Here is a 17,501-nt window from a genome sequence, read left to right as displayed (position 1 = left end):
CCTTAGCTCTCGCGACCGGCTGCGCGCCGGGTCACCACGTTGTCGTGGGCGCCGGTGATCGCCGCAATCAGGTCTTCGCTGGAGACGTCCTTCACCGCAAACGTTCCGTTATTTTTCCCGAGGCGGAGCACCGCTACCCGGTCGGCCACGGCCTTCACATCGGCCATATTATGGCTGATCATGATCACGCCGAGGCCCTGCTCGCGCAGCCGCTCCACGAGGTTCAGAACCTCCGCGGTCTGGGCCACGCCGAGGGCCGCGGTGGGCTCATCCAGGATGATCAGCTTGGGCTCGCCCAGTAGCGAGCGGGCGATTGCGACGGTCTGTCGCTGCCCGCCCGAGAGCGAGGCCACCGGGATGCGCACGGAGGGGATCTTCGCCGAGAGCTGCCGCAGCAGCTCCCAGCTCTTGACCTCCATGTCCACCTCGTTCAGGCGCAGCGGCGAGAGCTCGCGACCCAGAAAGAGGTTATTCACCACGTCCAGGTTGTCGCACAGGGCGAGGTCCTGGAACACGGTGGCAATGCCCATCTGCATCGCCGCCATCGGGCTGACGATCTCCACCGGTTCCCCGGCGAAGGTGATCGATCCCGAGCTCGGCGCGTGAACCCCGGACAGGATCTTGACCAGCGTGGACTTACCGGCGCCGTTATCGCCGACGATGGCGACCACCTCGCTGGAGTGCACGTCAAGATCGATATCGGTCAGCGCGGCTACCGCGCCAAAGTTTTTACTGACGCCACGCAGGCTCAACACCTGGTGCAGGGAACTCGGGTCGTACCCGGGATCGGTCATGATGATCTCTTTGTCTTTCGTGTAGCGCGGTGGGGGTTACTTGATGCCGAGGGCGTCGCAGGCGGCCTTATAGTCGGCGGTGCAGACCTCCGCGGCGGTATAGATCTTGCCGTCGAAGATGACCTCCTTCACGTTCTCGCTGGTGACCACGGTGGGGATAAAGATCCGGGCGGAGGTGCCAAAAACATCGGCGTCACCGGTGGGCTTTTCGCCCTTGAGGAAGGCCATCGAGGCCTCGGCCGCGGCCTCGGCGACGATCTTGATCGGCTTGGAGATGGTGTTGTACTGCGAGCCCGAGACGATGCGCTGGATCGCGGCGATCTCGGCGTCGTTTCCGGTCACCGGGGGGACGGTGGCCCAGCCGGCGGCCTTAAAGGCGGCGATGCTGCCGCCTCCGGTGCCGTCATTGGCGGCCACAACGCCGATGATCTTGTCACCAAACTGGGTGATCTGTCCGGAGACCCAGTCCTGGGCCTTCTTGGGGTCCCAGTCGGGGGTGTCGTATTCGGCGAGGACGGTATAGTCGCTCGCGTCCACCGACTTATGGATGCCATCGCGGATCAGGCCGGCGGCGTTATCGGCGGGCGAACCGTTTACGATCAGGATGCCCTGCTCGCCGGTGGCCGGGGGCAGGTGGTCCACGAGGCTCTGCGCGATCGAGCGGCCGATCTCCTCGTTATCGAAGGAGATATACAGGTCGGCCTCGACCTTGGGGATGGGGCGGTCATAGGTGATCACGGCGACGCCCTGGGACTGCGCGGAGTCCACGATCGAGGCGGCGGCGGTGGTATCCACGGCGTTCAGGACCAGGACCTTTGCGCCCTGGGTGATCGCGGCATCGGCCTGCTGCTGCTGCTTCGCGGCATCACCATCGGCGTTCTGATAGATGACCTCGCAGCCCTCGCAGAGTTCCTTGATCTTGGCCTTGAACAGCGGGCTGTCCTGCTGCTCAAAGCGGGTGCTGGCGAGGTTGGGCATCAGGAAGGCGACCTTGCCGTTGGCGGCGTCTCCGCCGCCTCCGTTTCCGCCGTCCTCGCTACTACAGGCCGCGAGCGACAGGGTGAGGGCGGCGATAACGCCGACCACGGCAATCTTGCGCTTATAGAACTTCATCATTGAATCTCCTCGGGCTAAACCACAGCTCTGTGGTTTGTGGGGGTTGGTGTTCTTGGTGCAGCTGTCAGCGAGAATAACACTAAAAACGTGATTACTACCACCCGGAATGATATTTTTATCGTCGCGTTATCAAATTGAGTCGATAGGATGGCCTGACATGACCAACTCTGGGGGCGGAAAACTTTGAAGGACACACAGCACAATAAGCGTTCCGAACGGCACCAGCGCATCATCGCCTATGTGGCCGAGCACGGGTCCGCGACCGCCGCCGAGCTCGCCGAACTCACCGAAAAATCGGCCATGACCATCCACCGCGATATTGACGAGCTCGCGGGCCGCGGCTTCCTGCGCCGCTTCCACGGGGGCGTATCCGCCCAGGCCACCAGCGCGTTTGAATCCAGCTCCGAATTCCGCATGCAACAGAACTCCGCGGCCAAGGATGCCCTCGCCCGCAAGGCGCTGGAGCTGATCGAACCCGGCATGTCCGTGATGCTGGACGATAGCACCACGGTCTTCGCCCTGGCCCGGATTCTCGCGGAGGTACAGCCCCTCACCGTGGTCTCCAACTTCCGTCCCATCGCGGATCTATTTGTGGATATCGACGAGATTCAGCTCTTCATGATCGGCGGGCGCTACTCGCGCTCGCATAACTCCTTCATCAGCCCGGCCTCGCTCACGGGCCTGGATAATTACGCCGTGGACTTCACGTTCCACTCCTCCTCGGCCATGGATACCACGCGCACCTACCATCAGGAACAGAGCATTATCGAGATGAAGCAGGCCATGCTGGACTGCGGAACCCGCACGGTGCTGCTCATGGATTCCAGCAAGGTGGGCAAGACCTCGCTGCACCGTTTTGCCGAGCTGAGCGAGTTCAGCGATGTGATTCTCACCTCGGATGTCAGCGAGGAATTTATCGCCCAGATCCGCGATATCACCACGGTTCACGTGGCCGAACTCTAAAAAATCACAACTTCGCTGTTAAAACTTAACATTTGTGCTGTTAGTATCTGAACTCAGCGCTCGATCTTCCGTCGCGCAACACCCTTCAATGTAGAAAAGGTTGCTCATGACACACGTCCTCTCCTCCGGAGATCACTTCATCCTCGCCGAGACACTCTCGGCGTCGCTGAGCGAGGAACTGCACGCGGCGGGCGCGGCCCCGGCCACGTACACCGAGGTCACCCTGGACTGGCCGCTCACCCCGTTTGGCCCGGTCGAGGGCGTGGACGAGGCCAGCGGCGATGTGGATGAGCTGATCGCGAGCCTGCGCGGGGCCGAGGTGGCCCTGACCCAGATGGCCCCGTTCACCGCGCGCGTATTTGATGCCTGCCCCGAGCTGCGCTTTATCGGTGTCTGCCGCGGCGGCCCCGTGAACGTGGACCTTGAGGCCGCGACCCGCGCGGGAGTTGTGGTGTCCTTCGCGCCCGCCCGTAATGCCCAGGCCGCCGCCGAATTTGCCGTGGGCCTGATGCTCGCGGCGATGCGCAAGATCGCCGTGGCCGATGGCGAACTGAAAAACGGCCAGTGGCGCGGCGATTACTATACCTATGCGCAGACCGGGCGGGAGATCTCCGGCAATACGATCGGCCTCGTGGGCTATGGCGCAATCGGCCGGATCGTTGCCAAGATCCTGCAGGCCTTTGGGGCGCGCGTGCTCGCCTATGACCCCTATGCCAATGTGGAGGCCGCCGCGGCCGAGGGCGTGAGTGTGCTCCCGCTCGAGGATGTGCTGCGCGCGAGCAATGTGATCAGCATCCACGCCCGGCTCACCCCGGAGACCCACCACCTGCTGAACGCCGAGAACCTCGCCCTGCTGCCGCACGGCGCGGTGCTGGTTAATAGCGCGCGCGGCGGGCTCCTCGACTATGCCCCGCTGCCCGCACTCCTGGAGAGCGGAGCCCTCGGGGCCCTCGCCCTGGACGTTTATGACGAGGAGCCCCCGGGACCCACCTGGCCGCTGTTTTCCGCCCCCAATGTGGTGATGACCCCGCACCTCGCGGGGGCCACCCGGCAGACCGCCGAGCGCGCCGCCCGCGTGATCGCCCACGAGGCCGCGCTCTTTTTGGCCGGCGAGCGCCCGCTCTATGTGGCCAATCCCGCCGTGCTGGATGCCGCTCCCACCAGCGCGTCATGATCCTCGGAATCGACGTGGGAACGTCGGTGACCAAGGCCGCCCTGATCGATCGCGACGGCCGGGTTATCGCCCATGCCAGCCGCTCCTCACAGCTCTTGCGCTATCCCGATGGCCGCGTGGAGCAGGACCTCGAGGAGGTCATCAGCACGGTGCGGGCAGTGGCCCGCGAGGTTGCGGTGCGCGCCCCGGGCGGGGTCGAGGCCGTGGCCATCACCGCGCAGGGGGATGGACTGTGGCTGCGTGATGAGCGCGGCCGCGCCGTGCGCCCCCCGATCTCCTGGCTGGATGCCCGGGCGAGCGATATCGTGGCCGAGTGGAATCGCGGCGGTGCCACCTCGGTGGTGCAGCGCGCCTTTGAGCTGACAGGTTCGGGTATTTTTGCCGGCTCGCATGCGGGCCTGATCGCCTATCTGGCGCGGCATGAGCCCGAGTCCCTGGAGCGCGCGGCCGTGGCCGGGCACTGCGCGGATGCCGTGGTTCAGCGCCTGACCGGCGTGATCACCGTGGACCCCGCGGATGCGTCGATGCCGTTTTTGGACGTGGTCACGCGCACCTATAACGAGGAGGCCATCGCCCTGTGTGGCATCTCCGAGTGGCGGCACCTGCTCGCGCCGCCCACTCCCCCGGGCGTTCTTTTTGCCCTGAACGCCGAGGGTGCCGACCTGCTGGGGCTGCCCATCGGCACCCCGGTGAGCGGCGGTCCGTTTGATGTTCAGGCCTGCGGAATCGGCTGCGGCTCGCTGAACGAGGGCGAGGGAACCGTGGTGCTGGGCACCACCCTGAGCTGCCAGTCCTATACCCGCGATGCCACGGTCATCCCCGGCAGCGAGCCCGCGGGTATGTGGCAAACCACCCCCGAGGAGGGCCTCTATCTGCGGGTTATGCCCTCGATGGTGGGCACCACCAGCGTGGACTGGATGCGCGGCCTCTTTGGTTTTGCAATGGAGGATCTGGGCTCGCTGATCGAGGGCAGCCCGGTGGGTGCCAACGGCGTGCGGGCGCTGTCCTTCCTCTCCCCCTCGGGCGAGCGCGCCCCGTTTGTGGCCCCCGCCGCGCGCGGCCAGTTCACCGGGCTGGAACTCGGCAGCACCCAGGCCGATATCATCCGGGCGATGTGTGAGGCCGTGGCCTATTCCGCGCGGCATATCTTCGATACCATCGGGCTGAGCGGCGAGCTCTCGGCCACGGGCGGCGGCATGAAGTCCCGCGCCTGGGCCCAGCTGTTCTCGGATGTGCTGGGCCGGCCGATTCATCTGCCGCGCCAGGAGCTGGTGGGCGCGCGCGGCGCGGCACTCGTGGCCTGGGATAGCCTGGGCGACCCAATCGACCGCGCCGCGTGGCGGGCCGATCGCGATGTGATCACCCCCAACCGCGAAAATACCCGCGCCTATGACGCGGGCTTTGCGCGCTATCGCGATGACCTGGGCACGGCGCGCGAGAAATGGCGCGGCTAGTGTCCGGACCGCTGTGGCTGGGCATCGACCTGGGCACCCAGAGCGTGAAGGCCCTGGTGGTGGACGAGGCGGGCGAGATCCTGGCCCAGGCCGGTCATCCCCTGGGTGGTGTGCGCGAGGGAGTGCGGCACGAACAGGATCCCGCGGAGTGGATCGCCGCGTGTGCGGATATTGCCGCCCGGGTGTGCGCCGCGCTGGGCGCGCGGGTGCACGATCTGCGGGCACTCGCGATCTGCTCGACCTCGGGCACAATCATTCCCGTGGATGCCGCGGGCCGCGCCACGGGTGCGGCGATCATGTATGACGATGCCCGCGGTGCGGCCCATGGCCCGGAGGTGCATGCCGCCGAACCCGCGCTCTGGGCCCGGCTCGGGGTGCGCATTCAGCCGTCCTGGGCGCTGCCCTCGCTGATGGATCTGCTGCGCCGCGGGCTGCCCGCGGGTACCGCCCGGATCGCTCATCAGGGCGATGTGATCGGCGCGGCACTGGCCGGGCACGCGGTCCCCACCGATTGGACCAGCGCGCTGAAGACCGGGTATAATACCCAGGATCTATGCTGGCCCGAGGCCGTGCTGGAACGCCTCGGGGTGCCCCCGGAGCTGCTGCCTAAGGTGGTCGCGCCGGGCACGGTGCTGGGCGAGACCTCGGCTGCGTGGTGCGAGCGCACGGGGATGCCCGCGGGTATCCCGATCCTCGCCGGGACCACCGATGGCTGCGCCGCCCAGTTTGGTGCGGGGGCCCTCGGCCTGGGTGATCGCCACAGCGTGATCGGGACCACCCTCGTGATTAAGGGGGTCTCGCCCGCCCCGGTGGCGGATGATTCCGGCGTGGTGTATTCGCATCGCTCGCCCGAGCCCGGGGCCTGGTTTCCCGGGGGCGCGTCCAGCGCCGGGGCCGGTGCGCTGAGCCTCGCACTGCCCGGCCGCGACCTGGACGCGCTGGGTTCCGGGCTGGAGGCCACCCTCGCCCCGGGCGGCCCGGCCGCCGCGCTCCCGGTGGCCTATCCCCTCGTGGGGCGGGGCGAACGCTTTCCGCTGGCCCTGCCCCGGGCCAGCGGCTTTTTGCGCAGCGAGGGCTCGACCACGCCGCTGCCCGCCACCGGGCCGGGCAGCGGCGGCGATACCACGGTATTTGCGGGGATTCTCGGCGGCGTAGCGTGTGTGGAGCGGCTCGCCTATGACCGGCTAAACGCCCTCGGTGCGGGCCTGACAGGCAGGCTCACCTCCTCGGGTGGCGGCACCCGCAGCCCGCTCTGGAATCGGCTGCGCGCCACGATGCTGGATACCCCCGTATCCATTCCGGCCTCCACCGAGGGCGCGCTGGGTATGGCCATTTTGGCGGCCTGGTCCGCGACGGGCGGGGGCCACTCGCTCGCCGATACCGCGCGCAGGCTCGGGCGCATCAGCCGGATCATCGACCCCGACCCGGCCCTGCGTCCGCGCACCGAAGACCTCTACGCCCGCTTCCGGGCCACCCTCGCCGAGCTTGATTGGATCCATCCATGACTACCCGCCTCTTCCTCGTGCGCCATGCCGAGACCACCTGGCACGCCGAGAACCGCTATACCGGTAGCAGCAATATTGGACTGACCACACGCGGCTTTGCCCAGGCCGATGCGCTCGGGCGCTGGGCCCGCGGTGCGCGCCTGGACGCGATCTACTCCTCGGATCTGACCCGCTCGCGGCTGACCGCGCAGCCCTCGGCCGAGGCCACCGGGCTGGGGGTGCGGATCGACCCGCGCGTGCGCGAGATTGATTTTGGCCGCGGCGAGGGACTGACCCGCACCGAGATGGCGGCGCAGTTCCCGGAGGCACTCGCCGCGTTTTTGGCCAATCCCGGGCGCAGCCCGCTGCCCGGCGGGGAGAGCGGCGTGGCCGGGATCGCCCGGGCCCGCCCCGCACTGCATGAGATCGCGGCGGCCCATCCCGGCGGCCGGGTTCTGGTGGTCATGCATTCCACGCTGCTGCGCCTGATGCTGACCGATCTGCTGGGCATAAACCCCGATGGCTATCGGAGGATTTTCCCGGAGACGGAGAACTGCGCGCTGAACGAGATCCTGCTCGGCGCGGAGCCCGGTGATCCCGCGGCCATCGTCCGCCTGAACGCACCCACCGGCGCCTAGCCGGCGGAGCCACAGCCCGGGGCCTATTCGGCCCAGGATTCCGGGATAAATGCAAAAGCCCCGGCCAGAGGCCGGGGCTTTCTCGGTGTGGATCTGGGGGGAATTGAACCCCCGACCTCTTCATTGCGAACGAAGCGCGCTACCAACTGCGCCACAGACCCTTATGGGTTAAAACATTATCACGCCGCCGGACCCGATGCCGACCATTGGCCGCGTAAATTGCCCCGGTGTCGCGTATGGCTTAGCCGGCGTTGCGGCGACGGGCGATCAGATCCACGGTCTCCACGCCGCCCTCGGCATATTCGTCCACCACGCCCATATGCGCGAAGCGGCTCGGCGGGCCCTGCCGCGTCTCGGGGGCCTGCGGCGGGGTGATCGCCACGGGCTCGGGCGGGGAGAGCTGTTCGGCGCGCTCGGCCAAGACCTGCGCGAGTGCCGCGCGACGCAGGGCGTCCTGGGCATCGGCGCGGGCCATCGCGGTGGCCGCGGCGGAACCCTGCGAGTTATACAGGGGCTGCGGAAGCTCGGTGGGCAGCCAGCCGGGCTCCAGCGGCGCCGCCTGCGGGATATTGGGGGTGAGCGGATCGGCCAGGTCCACGAGCGGCTGCGAGGCCGCCGGGGCGCTCGCGGGCGCCGGCTCGACCCGCACCATGCGCACGGGACGGGCGAGCAGCGTGACGGCGCTCACGCCGCCCACGGCAGCGAGGCCACCCACGATCGCGAGGATCGGGGCCCCGCCACCCAGAAGAATAATGACGCCCCAGACCAGCGCGATGGCACCCATCAGCATCGTGGCGGCGGCGGTGCGCCGGGCACGCTTGCGACCGCGGCTGCGCTGGGCGGCCACGGGGGGACGTGCGGTGAGTTCGGCACGCAGTTTTGCGGCCTCCTCCAGAGCCTCGGCCCGGGCACGCTCGCGCGCCTCGGCCTGCACCTTGCGCAGGACCTTTTGTTTTTCGGCCACCTCGCGCGCCGAAATCTCCAGGTGTACCTGGCCGGGAAGCTCGGTGGTCTCCGCGAGGATGCGCATGGTCTGCTGCAATCGCACGGCATTGCGTTCGGTGGCGAGATACTCGCTGCGCCGACGCCAGGTAGGAACCAGATAGATGAGCCAGAGCACTGCGGCGATCGCGATCACGATGCCGCCGCTCATCATTCCACCACCAGTCATAGCTCCACGGTACGGGCTTCCGCCGCGGATTGCGCCATTCGGAGGGGTGTGTCCCGATAACGACTAACGGGTATGGCTAATAGAGGTGAAATCCGGGTGGCACGGTATGAATCGGGTGGGCCGCGGCCTCGCGATCGGCCTCCGGAATCGCGGCGGCCGCGGGGTCCACGAGGCCCAGCTTCCAGCGCTCCAGCACGCCCCCGGGCACCTCCTCGTTCACGAGGGCAAAGCAGAAATGATCGCGCCAATCGCCGTCGATATGGATATAGCGCCGCCGTAACCCCTCATAGCGGAACCCGAGCTTTTTGACCACCGCGAGGCTCGGCGCGTTCTCCGGGCGGATGCAGATCTCCATGCGGTGAAGCCCCAGCTCCCGAAACGCGTATTCGGTGGCGAGGGCCACGCCCGTGGGCGTGATCCCGAGCCCGGCAAAGCGGTGCGAGACCCAGTAGCCCAGGCTCGCCGAGGACAGCGAGCCATAGGTAATCCCCGAGACGTTCAGCTGTCCCGCCATCCGCCCCTCGTATTCCATGATCAGCGGCAGGCCCTCGCCCGCGCGCGCGGCCGCGAGCATCCCGCGGATGCTGCCGCGCACGTCAAAGGAGCGCAGCCCGCGCGGGCTCGTGGCCTCCCAGGGCCGCAGCCACGCGCGGTTGACCATGAGCTCGCGTTCGAGCTCGCGGGCATCGCGCAGGCGCACCGGACGCAGCGATATGGGTCCGTCGCTGAGGACGGGAAAGGAGAATGCGGCCATGCCGGCTCGCCCCCGATCGGTGAGGTGGGTGGAGGGTTTTAGTCGGCCAGGCCCGCGACGAAGTCTTTGAGCCAGGGCTTAAGCTCCCGGCCGAGGTCCTCGCGGTCCACGGCGAGCTGCACGATGGCCTTAATATAGTCGGCGCGGTCACCCGTGTCATAGCGGCGACCCGTGAAGATCACGCCATAAACACCGCCCGCGATCTCCTCATCGGCGGCCAGTTCCTGGAGCGCATCGGTCAGCTGGATCTCGCCGCCCTTGCCGGGCTTGGTGTGCTCCAGGATTCCAAAAACCTCGGGGCGCAGCACATAGCGGCCGATGATCGCGAGGTTGGAGGGGGCGTCCTCGACCGCGGGCTTTTCCACCAGCCCGGTCACGCGCACCACCTGCGGGTCCTCCGTGGGCTCCACCGCGGCGGCACCGTAGAGCGAGATGGCCTCGGGCGCAACCTCCATCAGGGCGATGATCGTGGCCTGGCGCTTGCCCTGCTCCTCGATCATCTTGCTCAGCAGGGGATCGCGCGCGTCGATCAGGTCGTCGCCGAGCATCACGGCGAAGGGCTCATTGCCGATATGGCGGCGGGCGCGCAGCACCGCGTGCCCCAGGCCCAGCGGGTCGCCCTGGCGCAGGAAGTGGATATCGGCCAGATCGCTGGCCTCCTCCACCTGCTCGAGGTGATCGTGGTCACCCTTGCGCTTGAGGTTTAGCTCCAGCTCCGTTACCCGGTCAAAATGGTTGGCAAGAGCGTTTTTATTGCGGCCGATGATCATGAGTACATCGGAGAGCCCGGCATCCACCGCCTCCTCGACCACGTATTGAATGGCGGGCTTATCCACCACGGGGAGCATTTCCTTGGGCATGGCCTTGGTGGCCGGGAGAAAACGCGTCCCCAGGCCGGCGGCGGGGATAACAACCTTACGCACGGAGTTAGACATGGCCCCAGCCTATCGGCGTCGGGTTCGCTAGACGAGTAATTTCCTCCGCCGGGGCCGGATTGGCCCGAGACCCGCGGTTCCCGCCTAGAATGAGTGCATGGCCACACAGGCAGATCATCAAAAGCGGGCGCTGCGCGCCGAACTCCGTGAGCGTCGCCGGAATCTCACCAGCACCGAGCTCGAGAATTCCGCGAGCGGTCTCACCGCCAACCTCATCGACCTCGTCACCCGCACCGGTGCCACCAATATTGCGTGTTACCTGTCCCGGGCCACCGAGCCCAATACCCGTCCGTTCCTGAACTGGGCCGGCGAGCGGGGCATGCGTGTGCTGTTCCCGATCAGCCGCGAGGATGGCCTGCTGGACTGGACCGTGGGCGAGACCGGAGCCGAGACCGAGGGCCTCTTTGGTATCAACGAGGCCGTGGGTGAGCTGCTGGGGCCGATTGCCATCAACGATGTTGACCTCATCATCGTGCCGGCCGCCGCGGTGGACCGCACGGGTATGCGCATGGGCTGGGGCCGCGGCTATTTTGATAAGACCCTCGGGTCGATGGATCGCTGCCCTCCCGTTTTTGCCGTTCTTTTTGATAATGAAATCCTGGATACCGTTCCGCAGGAGGTGCACGACCGCCCGGTAAACGGCGTTGTGACCCCCGCGCAGGTCCTCGAGTTCTAAGTTCTCCCTCCCGCTTTTCCCTTCGTTACACAGGACTGATCAACATGCCGCTTTACTCTTATAAATGCACCGAGTGCGGAAACGCCTTTGATATCAATCAGGCACTTTCTGATGAAACACTGAAAGAATGCCCCAAGTGTTCTGGCAAATTGCGTAAGCTCTTTGGCACGGTCGGGGTCACCTTTAACGGCTCCGGCTTTTATAGCACCGACTCCCGTTCGGGCTCCGCAAAGGGCTCCTCGGGGGGCGCTAAATAGGTCGGCGTTCCGCCCGGAGGAACGCCGCTTTATACCCCAAAAGCTCGCGTTTTGAGAAAGGCTAAACGATGATTAAAGGCTTCAAAGAATTTATCCTCCGCGGCAATGTCATTGACCTCGCCGTAGCCGTCGTCATTGGTGCGGCCTTCACCGCGGTGGTCAACGCCATCGTTGAGAAGGTCTTCAACCCGCTGATCGGTGCCCTGTTTAAGGCCGATAGCCTTGATAACGCGTGGGTCATTAAGATCCCCACGCTGGATCCCAATACCCCCGCCGAAATCGGCCTGGGTGCCGTGGCCGGGGCCCTCATCCAGTTCCTGATCGTGGCCGTTGTGGTCTACTTCGCCTTTGTTCTGCCGATCAACCACTTTAAGAAGAAGGCCGACGCCCTCCTCAAGACCCAGCCCAGCGCCGAGGAGCCCGAGGAGATCGCTCCCGATCTGGCGCTGCTCGCCGAGATCCGCGACCTGCTCGCCAATGCCAACCCGGAGGCCGCGAAGGCCGCCGAGGCTGCCGCCGCCAAGGCCGCGGGCAAGCACGCCGGGGACGCCTCCTAGCCTCATCCCAAAAACGGCGATCGACTCCCCCGAGTCGGTCGCCGTTTTTTAGTGCGAGTGGGTGCCCCAGTGCGGGGGCACATCCGCGCGCAGCTGCGCATCGTTTCCACCCTGCTCCGGGCGCTGGCCCCAGCCGCCGTCGGTATCCTCGCCCGCCCGAATAGCGCGGGACCCGGCCTGGGGCTCGGGATCGGAACCGGGCACCGGCGGGGTCATCACGCGGCGCGAGCCGGGAACGCGGCGGACGGGAAGCGGTGCATCGGTCATGCCTCCAGGATACCCCCGGCAGTCCCCTCCCCCGGAAACACACAACGCCACCCCGGGAGGGGCGGCGCAGTGGGTGGGGGCGAGGAGCCGTGACGGACGGGAAACGGGGCATCGGTCATGCCTCCCCGATGCACCCGGATACGTCCCGGGGAAACACACAACGCCACCCCCGGGAGGGGCGGCGCAGCGGATGGAGGCGAGAAGCCGTGACGGACGGGAAACGGGGCATCGGTCAAGCCGTCCGGAAACACACAACGCCACCCCCGGGAGGGGCGGCGCAGTGGGTGGAGGCTAGGAGCCGTGTCGGCCCGGATCGGTATGCGCCGCCGGAATCTCCTCGGGGACCCCGAGCAGCGCGGTGACCTTGGAGGCCACCCCCTCGGGATCGGCAAAGAGATCAAAGCTGTGGACCCGCAGATAGTGCCAGCCGAGGCGGCGCAGCACATCGGGGCGCAGCCGCAGGGACTCGCGCAGCGATTCCGAGGTGACCTCGGGATCGGATTCCACGGCAATCGCCTTGCCACCATAGCTGGCGACAAGCGCAATCGACCCGCGATAGCCCACCTCCACGTCGAGCCCGCGGCGGTAGAGGCGCTCGGCCAGGTCCACCATCATCGGCTCGGCGCCCTCGGTATTGGGCGGCGCGGGAACGTGCTGCACGGGCTGACGCAGGATCTCGGCGAGGGCCGCGATGCCGTGATGCGTGCGCGCGGGGTCGATATCCTCGGGCCGGATACAGGACACGATGACCATCGAGCGCCGGGCCCGGGTCATTCCCACCGCGAGCAGGCGGTCGCCACCCGGCTCGCCAAGCGAACCGAAGTGCGAGAGTACCCGGCCGTGCGGGGTCAGGCCATAACCGAGCGAGAAGATCACGCGGTCCCGGCTCTCCGCGACCGACTGATCCAGGGTGAATACGGCAAAGGGCTCGGCGCGGTCCTTCAGGATAAACTCGGCCAGATCGGAGCGCTGCGAGAACGCGGAGAGCACGGCCTGGTGCACGCGCGTGGCATGCTTCACGCTCGCGGTGACCACCATGAGCGATTCGCGCGGGCGCGAGGCCGCGTGCTCCAGCACAAGATTCACCACGCGGGAGACCTCGGCATCCACCGATTCCACGCCGCCGGTATCGGCATCGGGCATGCCGCGGCCGCCCGAGACATAGTCCACCGTGAGGCTACCGTGGCCGAGGAACGAGCCGGCCCAGGGCAGCGACTCGATCTCTCCGTCATAAAAACGCTGATTCACCAGCTGGCTGAGGTCCTCGCCGCCCGCGCGATAGCTGCGGGTCAGGGTGAGGGTGGGCAGCAGATCGCCGAGCCGGGCGAGTGCCGAGTCGCGGTGCATGGCCTCCACGTCATAGGCGGGGGTCTGCACGCGCGAGGGATCGGCCGCCGCGATGTTAAAGGGAATGGGGCTCTGGGTGACCGGATCGCCAAAGGCCACAACCTGCTTGGCGCGGCCAATTGCCGCCGCGTTTTCGGCGAGCGTGGTGGCCCCCGCGTCCACGAGGAAAACCGCGTCGAAGCGCAGCGACTCGGGGATCAGGTGGACCTCATAGGGCGAGGCGATCCACACCGGGGAGAGAATCCGCGAGAGGTGCGGGGCCGCACCCTCAAGATCGGCGGGGTCCACGGCGGCGGCGCGCAGCAGCGTGCGCAGCGCGGCGGCCTCCTCGGCGTGATCCACGAGGCCAATCTTCCAGGTATCGGCGAGCAGCGTGGCCAGCTGGGCCCCCGAGGCGGAGGCGTGGGCCTCGTCCACGAGCCGGAAATCCGCCTCAAGACGGTCGATCACGCTGGTATTTGCCCCGAGCAGTGCCTTATCGGTGGCCAGCAGGTGTTCCAGCACCGACTGCCACCAGGCGAGTTCCAGCTCATCGGCCACGCGCTCCTCGGGAACGTGCCGCACCGACATATCGGTGATCAGCGGGGCGAGCCCCATACCCTTCAGCTCGGCGATCAGCGTGGTGCGCTCCTGCAGGTTTTCCATGACCTCGGAGTCCGCGGCCAGGCCCGCCATCAGGCGCACCAGTTCCTTGACCGGCAGTGCCACCAGGCGCTCGTCCTTGGTGACGCGGCCGAGCGGCCCGTCGAGGCGACCCAGGTCGTCCACGACGCGCTGATAGCTCACCTGCACATCGGCGATGCCCAGCGGCACCTCGGGCACCGCACCGGTGGAAACATAGCGCTGCCAGAGCACGCGCTGGCCCTGAATCTTGCGCAGCGACTCATACATATCGGCGATATGCACGCCGGGGCGCACATATTCGCGCGCAAGCTTTTTCAGGCGGCGGCGATTGGCCGCGCTCATCTCCGGGGAATCCCGACGCGAGCTGGAGGCGATGATCAGCTCGTCCAGCGAGCGGTCGAAGACCGCGGGCGAGAAGCGATCCAGGGTATCGCGGATATCCAGCAGCAGGCGCAGATAGATACCCAGCTCCTCGACCGATTCAAACGGCCGCATCCGGGTCTGACCGATCAGGTCATAGCCGCGCTCAAGCAGCCGCGGCAGCTCGGTGCGGTTGAGTTTTTTGGCCAGCGCATGGGTGGCCTTGGCCTCGACCGTGGTGGCAAAACGCGCGCCGTACCACGGCGAATCATCGGGGCCGTATTGGAACTCCCCGAGGGCCGCGGCGGTGGCCAGCTTATGCGCCACCGGGCGGCGGTTGCCGGCGAGGCCCGCCATGGAGGCGGTATCCAGGCGCGCGGCGGTGCTCGGCGGAACAGGGAGGTTGCCCAGGCGCGTGAGCGAGCCCAGCGCGTCCAGGACCGATACCTTCAGCTCGGGATCCACCCGGCCGAGGGAACCGCGATAGTCCAGCAGGACCCGGCGCAGGCGCACCAGGGCATCGTCCACATCGGCGATCTTCGGGGCCACGGCCTTTTCATTGCGGCTGATCGCCTCGATCAGGTCCCGGCGCACGGTGGTGGGGCCCACGGACAGGCCGGGCAGACCCACCTTGCTCAGCCGGTGGCGAATGCTATCCAGGCCGGAACGGCGCGCACCCACCACCAGCACGCGGCGGTGCTGGCCCACGAGTGCGCCGAGCGCGTTCACGACCGTCTGGGTGCCGCCGGTACCGGGCAGCGTGGTGACCACCAGCGAGTTGCCGGCGGTGATCTGCGCAATGACGTTTTCCTGCTCGGCATCGGCGTCGAGCAGCAGGGTATCGGTGGTGGGCGGGCGCTCGTCCTGGCGCACGGCGTCCACGGGGAGGAAGAGGCTCTCCACGATCTTGCGGGCACCGGCATCACCCGTGAGGGCCTCCAGGATGGGGTGTTCGCGCGCGGCCACATCGCGGGCGAGCGCGGCCCCCACATCGGCGAAGGAGGACACCAGCAGGCGCGGCTGCACGCTAAACCAGTCGAGCTGGCGGGTGATGCCGCGCAGTTCATCGATCACGGGCTGCGGCTGGAATACGCCGTTGGTGACCGAGAGCGCCTCAAAACGCTCGGCGTTCAGTGCAATACCGAAGTGATCACGCATCGCGCGCACCAGCTCCGGGTTCATGACCGAGCGGCCTTTAAGCTTCAGCTCAAAATCCTTGCCATAGCGGCGGATCGCCACGGGGCGCAGCAGCACGGGGGCGCAGAAGTCCTCGCCCTCGTGACGCCACTGGGCGAGGCCAATTGCGAGGTGGATCGACTCGATACCGCGCACGGTGCGCAGTTCCACACCCTTGGTGGTGATCACATCGGCCGCGGATTTGGCGCGGCGCAGCGCGAGCTCATCGCGGATGAGATTGCTCAGCAGCGTGGAGTGCCCCGTGATGAACTGCGGCAGGCCACCGGGATGGGTGGAGCTCAGCTCGATCCGGGTGCGCGGCTCATCGGGAAAATGGAGGAGGGGGGATCGCCCACCGACGGCGCGGATCTGTTCGATCCAGCGGTCGCGTTCGGCGCGCGGATCCACCGCTACCGGGGCCTCCCGCACGGGATCCTCGGGGCCGCTGGCCTCGCCTTCGGGCTCACCGGACACGGTCAGGTGATCGTCAACACCCTGCGGGGAGTCGCGATCGTCGGAAGTTCTATCGAGCGGCCACACAACCACACTTTAGGCGCTTTCGGGGCTTAATGGTGTGACCCGGGGCGGGTGTTGTGGCGATTGGGCCCAATTTATGGTTATTCTGACCCATATCGGGTGGGTGTTATCCATTCCGTTTTGCGATCGGAGACACTCGGCTATGAAAAATAAGATCGGCCAATACGGCGCGTTCAGGCTCGGCTTTGTGATGGCGCTCGGGGTGCTTGGCGCCCTCGCGGTGGGAATGGCCACCGCCTCGCTATCAGGCCCGCTCACCCTGATTTTTGCCGCGCTGTTTATCAGCCTCGGCCTGGATCCGCTTGTGCGCTGGCTGCAGCGCCAGGGGCTCTCCCGCGGCGGTTCGGTCGCGGTGGTGGCGCTGGGCTTTGTGCTGGTTGTGGCCGCGCTGGTCTGGGCCATTGTGCCCCTGGTCACGCATCAGGCAATGGAGCTGATCCGCACGGCGCCGCGCCACTTTAGCGATGTCGAGAATCAGGCCTGGTATCTCTCGGTGAACGGGGCCACCGGCGGCGCCGCGAAGGGCGTGCTGGACTGGGCCTATGAGGCGCTGGAGGACCCCAATTTTTGGCTCGGCGTGGGAGGCGGCGTATTCCAGGTGGGATCGGCCGTGGCCGGCGGAACCGTGGGTGCCCTGTTTGTGGTGATCCTCACGATCTATATGGTGTCCTCGCTGGATTCGATCTCGCGCGCACTGTACTCGCTGGTTCCCGCGTCCAAGCGCGGCAGCTTTGTCCCGATCGCCGAGGAGATTGCGAAATCCATCGGAACCTATCTGAGCGGAATGGTTATCCTTGCGTTCCTGAACTCGGTCTTCAGTTTTATCCTGCTCAGTATTCTCGGCGTGCGCTATGCGTTCCTGCTGGCCGTGATCGCGTTTGTGGTATCGCTTGTGCCGCTGATCGGTTCCGTGGTGAGCACCGCCGTGATCACCACCGTCTCGCTGTTTACCTCCCCGGGTACCGCGCTGATCGCGCTCATCTGCCTCGTCATCTATATGCAGATCGAGGCCTATGTGCTGACGCCGAAGATCGTGGGTAAAACGCTGAATATCCCGGGGTCGCTGGTGATCATCGGTGCGATGCTCGGCGGGACCCTGCTGGGGCTGCTCGGCGCGCTTGTGGCCGTGCCGATCGTGGCCTCGATTGTGCTCGTGGTGCGCAAGGTGGTTGTGCCCAAACAAAACGCCGCCTAGGCATAAAAAGAGGGGGTGTCCC

General features: G+C 66.8%; 16 protein-coding genes and 1 tRNA gene. 9 read left to right on the top strand and 8 right to left on the bottom strand.

Annotated elements, in window-relative coordinates; genetic code table 11:
* Positions 1–2: 2 nt before the first annotated feature.
* Positions 3–794, bottom strand: a complete 792-nt coding sequence (locus tag KXZ72_RS13120; RefSeq protein WP_226081377.1) for an ATP-binding cassette domain-containing protein — start codon at positions 792–794, stop codon at positions 3–5.
* Between the two features lie 36 nt (positions 795–830).
* Entirely contained in the window at positions 831–1,910 is a 1,080-nt protein-coding gene (locus KXZ72_RS13115; protein WP_226081376.1) for a substrate-binding domain-containing protein, read from the bottom strand.
* 183 nt (positions 1,911–2,093) lie between these two features.
* On the opposite strand from KXZ72_RS13115, the gene KXZ72_RS13110 reads away from it, so the two are divergent.
* The 5 genes from KXZ72_RS13110 (at position 2,094) to KXZ72_RS13090 (ending at position 7,623) form a co-directional block, all read left to right on the top strand.
* On the top strand, positions 2,094–2,873 hold the full coding sequence (locus KXZ72_RS13110) for a DeoR/GlpR family DNA-binding transcription regulator (protein WP_226081375.1): 780 nt from the start codon (positions 2,094–2,096) through the stop codon (positions 2,871–2,873).
* Positions 2,874–2,979: 106 nt separating this feature from the next.
* A complete protein-coding gene (locus KXZ72_RS13105; protein WP_226081374.1) occupies positions 2,980–4,047 on the top strand; it encodes a 2-hydroxyacid dehydrogenase in 1,068 nt (355 codons plus the stop codon).
* Positions 4,044–5,501: an FGGY-family carbohydrate kinase gene (locus KXZ72_RS13100; RefSeq protein WP_226081373.1), complete on the top strand. Its 1,458-nt coding sequence runs from the start codon at positions 4,044–4,046 to the stop codon at positions 5,499–5,501. The genes KXZ72_RS13105 and KXZ72_RS13100 overlap by 4 nt, the downstream gene beginning before the upstream one ends.
* Positions 5,501–7,006: an FGGY-family carbohydrate kinase gene (locus KXZ72_RS13095; protein ID WP_226081372.1), complete on the top strand. Its 1,506-nt coding sequence runs from the start codon at positions 5,501–5,503 to the stop codon at positions 7,004–7,006. Before KXZ72_RS13100 ends, KXZ72_RS13095 begins: the two co-directional genes overlap by 1 nt.
* Entirely contained in the window at positions 7,003–7,623 is a 621-nt protein-coding gene (locus KXZ72_RS13090; RefSeq protein WP_226081371.1) for a histidine phosphatase family protein, read from the top strand. The genes KXZ72_RS13095 and KXZ72_RS13090 overlap by 4 nt, the downstream gene beginning before the upstream one ends.
* Positions 7,624–7,711: 88 nt before the next feature.
* Here KXZ72_RS13090 and KXZ72_RS13085 read toward each other — a convergent pair.
* The 4 genes from KXZ72_RS13085 to galU all read right to left on the bottom strand — a co-directional run bounded on the left by KXZ72_RS13085 (position 7,712) and on the right by galU (position 10,483).
* Positions 7,712–7,784, bottom strand: a tRNA-Ala gene (locus tag KXZ72_RS13085).
* Positions 7,785–7,864: 80 nt separating this feature from the next.
* Positions 7,865–8,794: a hypothetical protein gene (locus KXZ72_RS13080; protein WP_226081370.1), complete on the bottom strand. Its 930-nt coding sequence runs from the start codon at positions 8,792–8,794 to the stop codon at positions 7,865–7,867.
* A 76-nt stretch (positions 8,795–8,870) separates the two neighbouring features.
* Positions 8,871–9,548: a GNAT family N-acetyltransferase gene (locus tag KXZ72_RS13075; RefSeq protein WP_226081369.1), complete on the bottom strand. Its 678-nt coding sequence runs from the start codon at positions 9,546–9,548 to the stop codon at positions 8,871–8,873.
* 38 nt (positions 9,549–9,586) lie between these two features.
* Complete coding sequence (galU, locus tag KXZ72_RS13070) at positions 9,587–10,483, bottom strand: UTP--glucose-1-phosphate uridylyltransferase GalU (protein ID WP_226081368.1); 897 nt, start codon at positions 10,481–10,483, stop codon at positions 9,587–9,589.
* 97 nt (positions 10,484–10,580) lie between these two features.
* Between galU and KXZ72_RS13065 the strand changes: the two genes are divergently transcribed.
* From KXZ72_RS13065 to mscL, 3 genes are all read left to right on the top strand, one after another.
* Positions 10,581–11,159: a 5-formyltetrahydrofolate cyclo-ligase gene (locus tag KXZ72_RS13065; RefSeq protein ID WP_226081367.1), complete on the top strand. Its 579-nt coding sequence runs from the start codon at positions 10,581–10,583 to the stop codon at positions 11,157–11,159.
* A 44-nt stretch (positions 11,160–11,203) separates the two neighbouring features.
* Positions 11,204–11,416, top strand: a complete 213-nt coding sequence (locus KXZ72_RS13060) for an FmdB family zinc ribbon protein (RefSeq protein WP_226081366.1) — start codon at positions 11,204–11,206, stop codon at positions 11,414–11,416.
* Positions 11,417–11,484: 68 nt separating this feature from the next.
* A complete protein-coding gene (mscL, locus tag KXZ72_RS13055) occupies positions 11,485–11,973 on the top strand; it encodes a large conductance mechanosensitive channel protein MscL (protein WP_226081365.1) in 489 nt (162 codons plus the stop codon).
* 48 nt (positions 11,974–12,021) lie between these two features.
* Here mscL and KXZ72_RS13050 read toward each other — a convergent pair whose 3' ends face one another.
* Both KXZ72_RS13050 and KXZ72_RS13045 read right to left on the bottom strand, forming a co-directional pair.
* The gene (locus KXZ72_RS13050) at positions 12,022–12,240 is read right to left on the bottom strand and encodes a hypothetical protein (RefSeq protein ID WP_226081364.1); all 219 of its coding nucleotides are present in this window, start codon (positions 12,238–12,240) and stop codon (positions 12,022–12,024) included.
* A 291-nt stretch (positions 12,241–12,531) separates the two neighbouring features.
* Positions 12,532–16,287 (bottom strand): AAA family ATPase, encoded by a 3,756-nt coding sequence (locus tag KXZ72_RS13045; RefSeq protein WP_226081363.1) that lies wholly within the window; start codon positions 16,285–16,287, stop codon positions 12,532–12,534.
* A 139-nt stretch (positions 16,288–16,426) separates the two neighbouring features.
* Here KXZ72_RS13045 and KXZ72_RS13040 point away from each other — a divergent pair, with 139 nt between their 5' ends.
* On the top strand, positions 16,427–17,479 hold the full coding sequence (locus KXZ72_RS13040; RefSeq protein ID WP_226081362.1) for an AI-2E family transporter: 1,053 nt from the start codon (positions 16,427–16,429) through the stop codon (positions 17,477–17,479).
* Positions 17,480–17,501: the final 22 nt, after the last annotated feature.

This window comes from Mycetocola spongiae (genome assembly GCF_020424085.1).
Classification (GTDB): Bacteria; Actinomycetota; Actinomycetes; order Actinomycetales; family Microbacteriaceae; genus Mycetocola; species Mycetocola spongiae.
The sequence above is the reverse complement of the archived record's forward strand: the minus strand, read 5'-3'. Positions and strand labels throughout refer to the sequence as shown.

What these genes read in the sequence shown, in the direction of transcription:
- KXZ72_RS13120 (WP_226081377.1), bottom strand. Translation starts at nt 794, where the DNA reads ATGACCGATCCCGGGTACGACCCGAGTTCCCTGCACCAGGTGTTGAGC.
- KXZ72_RS13115 (WP_226081376.1), bottom strand. Translation starts at nt 1,910, where the DNA reads ATGATGAAGTTCTATAAGCGCAAGATTGCCGTGGTCGGCGTTATCGCC.
- KXZ72_RS13105 (WP_226081374.1), top strand. Translation starts at nt 2,980, where the DNA reads ATGACACACGTCCTCTCCTCCGGAGATCACTTCATCCTCGCCGAGACA.
- KXZ72_RS13100 (WP_226081373.1), top strand. Translation starts at nt 4,044, where the DNA reads ATGATCCTCGGAATCGACGTGGGAACGTCGGTGACCAAGGCCGCCCTG.
- KXZ72_RS13090 (WP_226081371.1), top strand. Translation starts at nt 7,003, where the DNA reads ATGACTACCCGCCTCTTCCTCGTGCGCCATGCCGAGACCACCTGGCAC.
- KXZ72_RS13080 (WP_226081370.1), bottom strand. Translation starts at nt 8,794, where the DNA reads ATGACTGGTGGTGGAATGATGAGCGGCGGCATCGTGATCGCGATCGCC.
- KXZ72_RS13075 (WP_226081369.1), bottom strand. Translation starts at nt 9,548, where the DNA reads ATGGCCGCATTCTCCTTTCCCGTCCTCAGCGACGGACCCATATCGCTG.
- galU (WP_226081368.1), bottom strand. Translation starts at nt 10,483, where the DNA reads ATGTCTAACTCCGTGCGTAAGGTTGTTATCCCCGCCGCCGGCCTGGGG.
- KXZ72_RS13065 (WP_226081367.1), top strand. Translation starts at nt 10,581, where the DNA reads ATGGCCACACAGGCAGATCATCAAAAGCGGGCGCTGCGCGCCGAACTC.
- KXZ72_RS13060 (WP_226081366.1), top strand. Translation starts at nt 11,204, where the DNA reads ATGCCGCTTTACTCTTATAAATGCACCGAGTGCGGAAACGCCTTTGAT.
- mscL (WP_226081365.1), top strand. Translation starts at nt 11,485, where the DNA reads ATGATTAAAGGCTTCAAAGAATTTATCCTCCGCGGCAATGTCATTGAC.
- KXZ72_RS13050 (WP_226081364.1), bottom strand. Translation starts at nt 12,240, where the DNA reads ATGACCGATGCACCGCTTCCCGTCCGCCGCGTTCCCGGCTCGCGCCGC.
- KXZ72_RS13040 (WP_226081362.1), top strand. Translation starts at nt 16,427, where the DNA reads ATGAAAAATAAGATCGGCCAATACGGCGCGTTCAGGCTCGGCTTTGTG.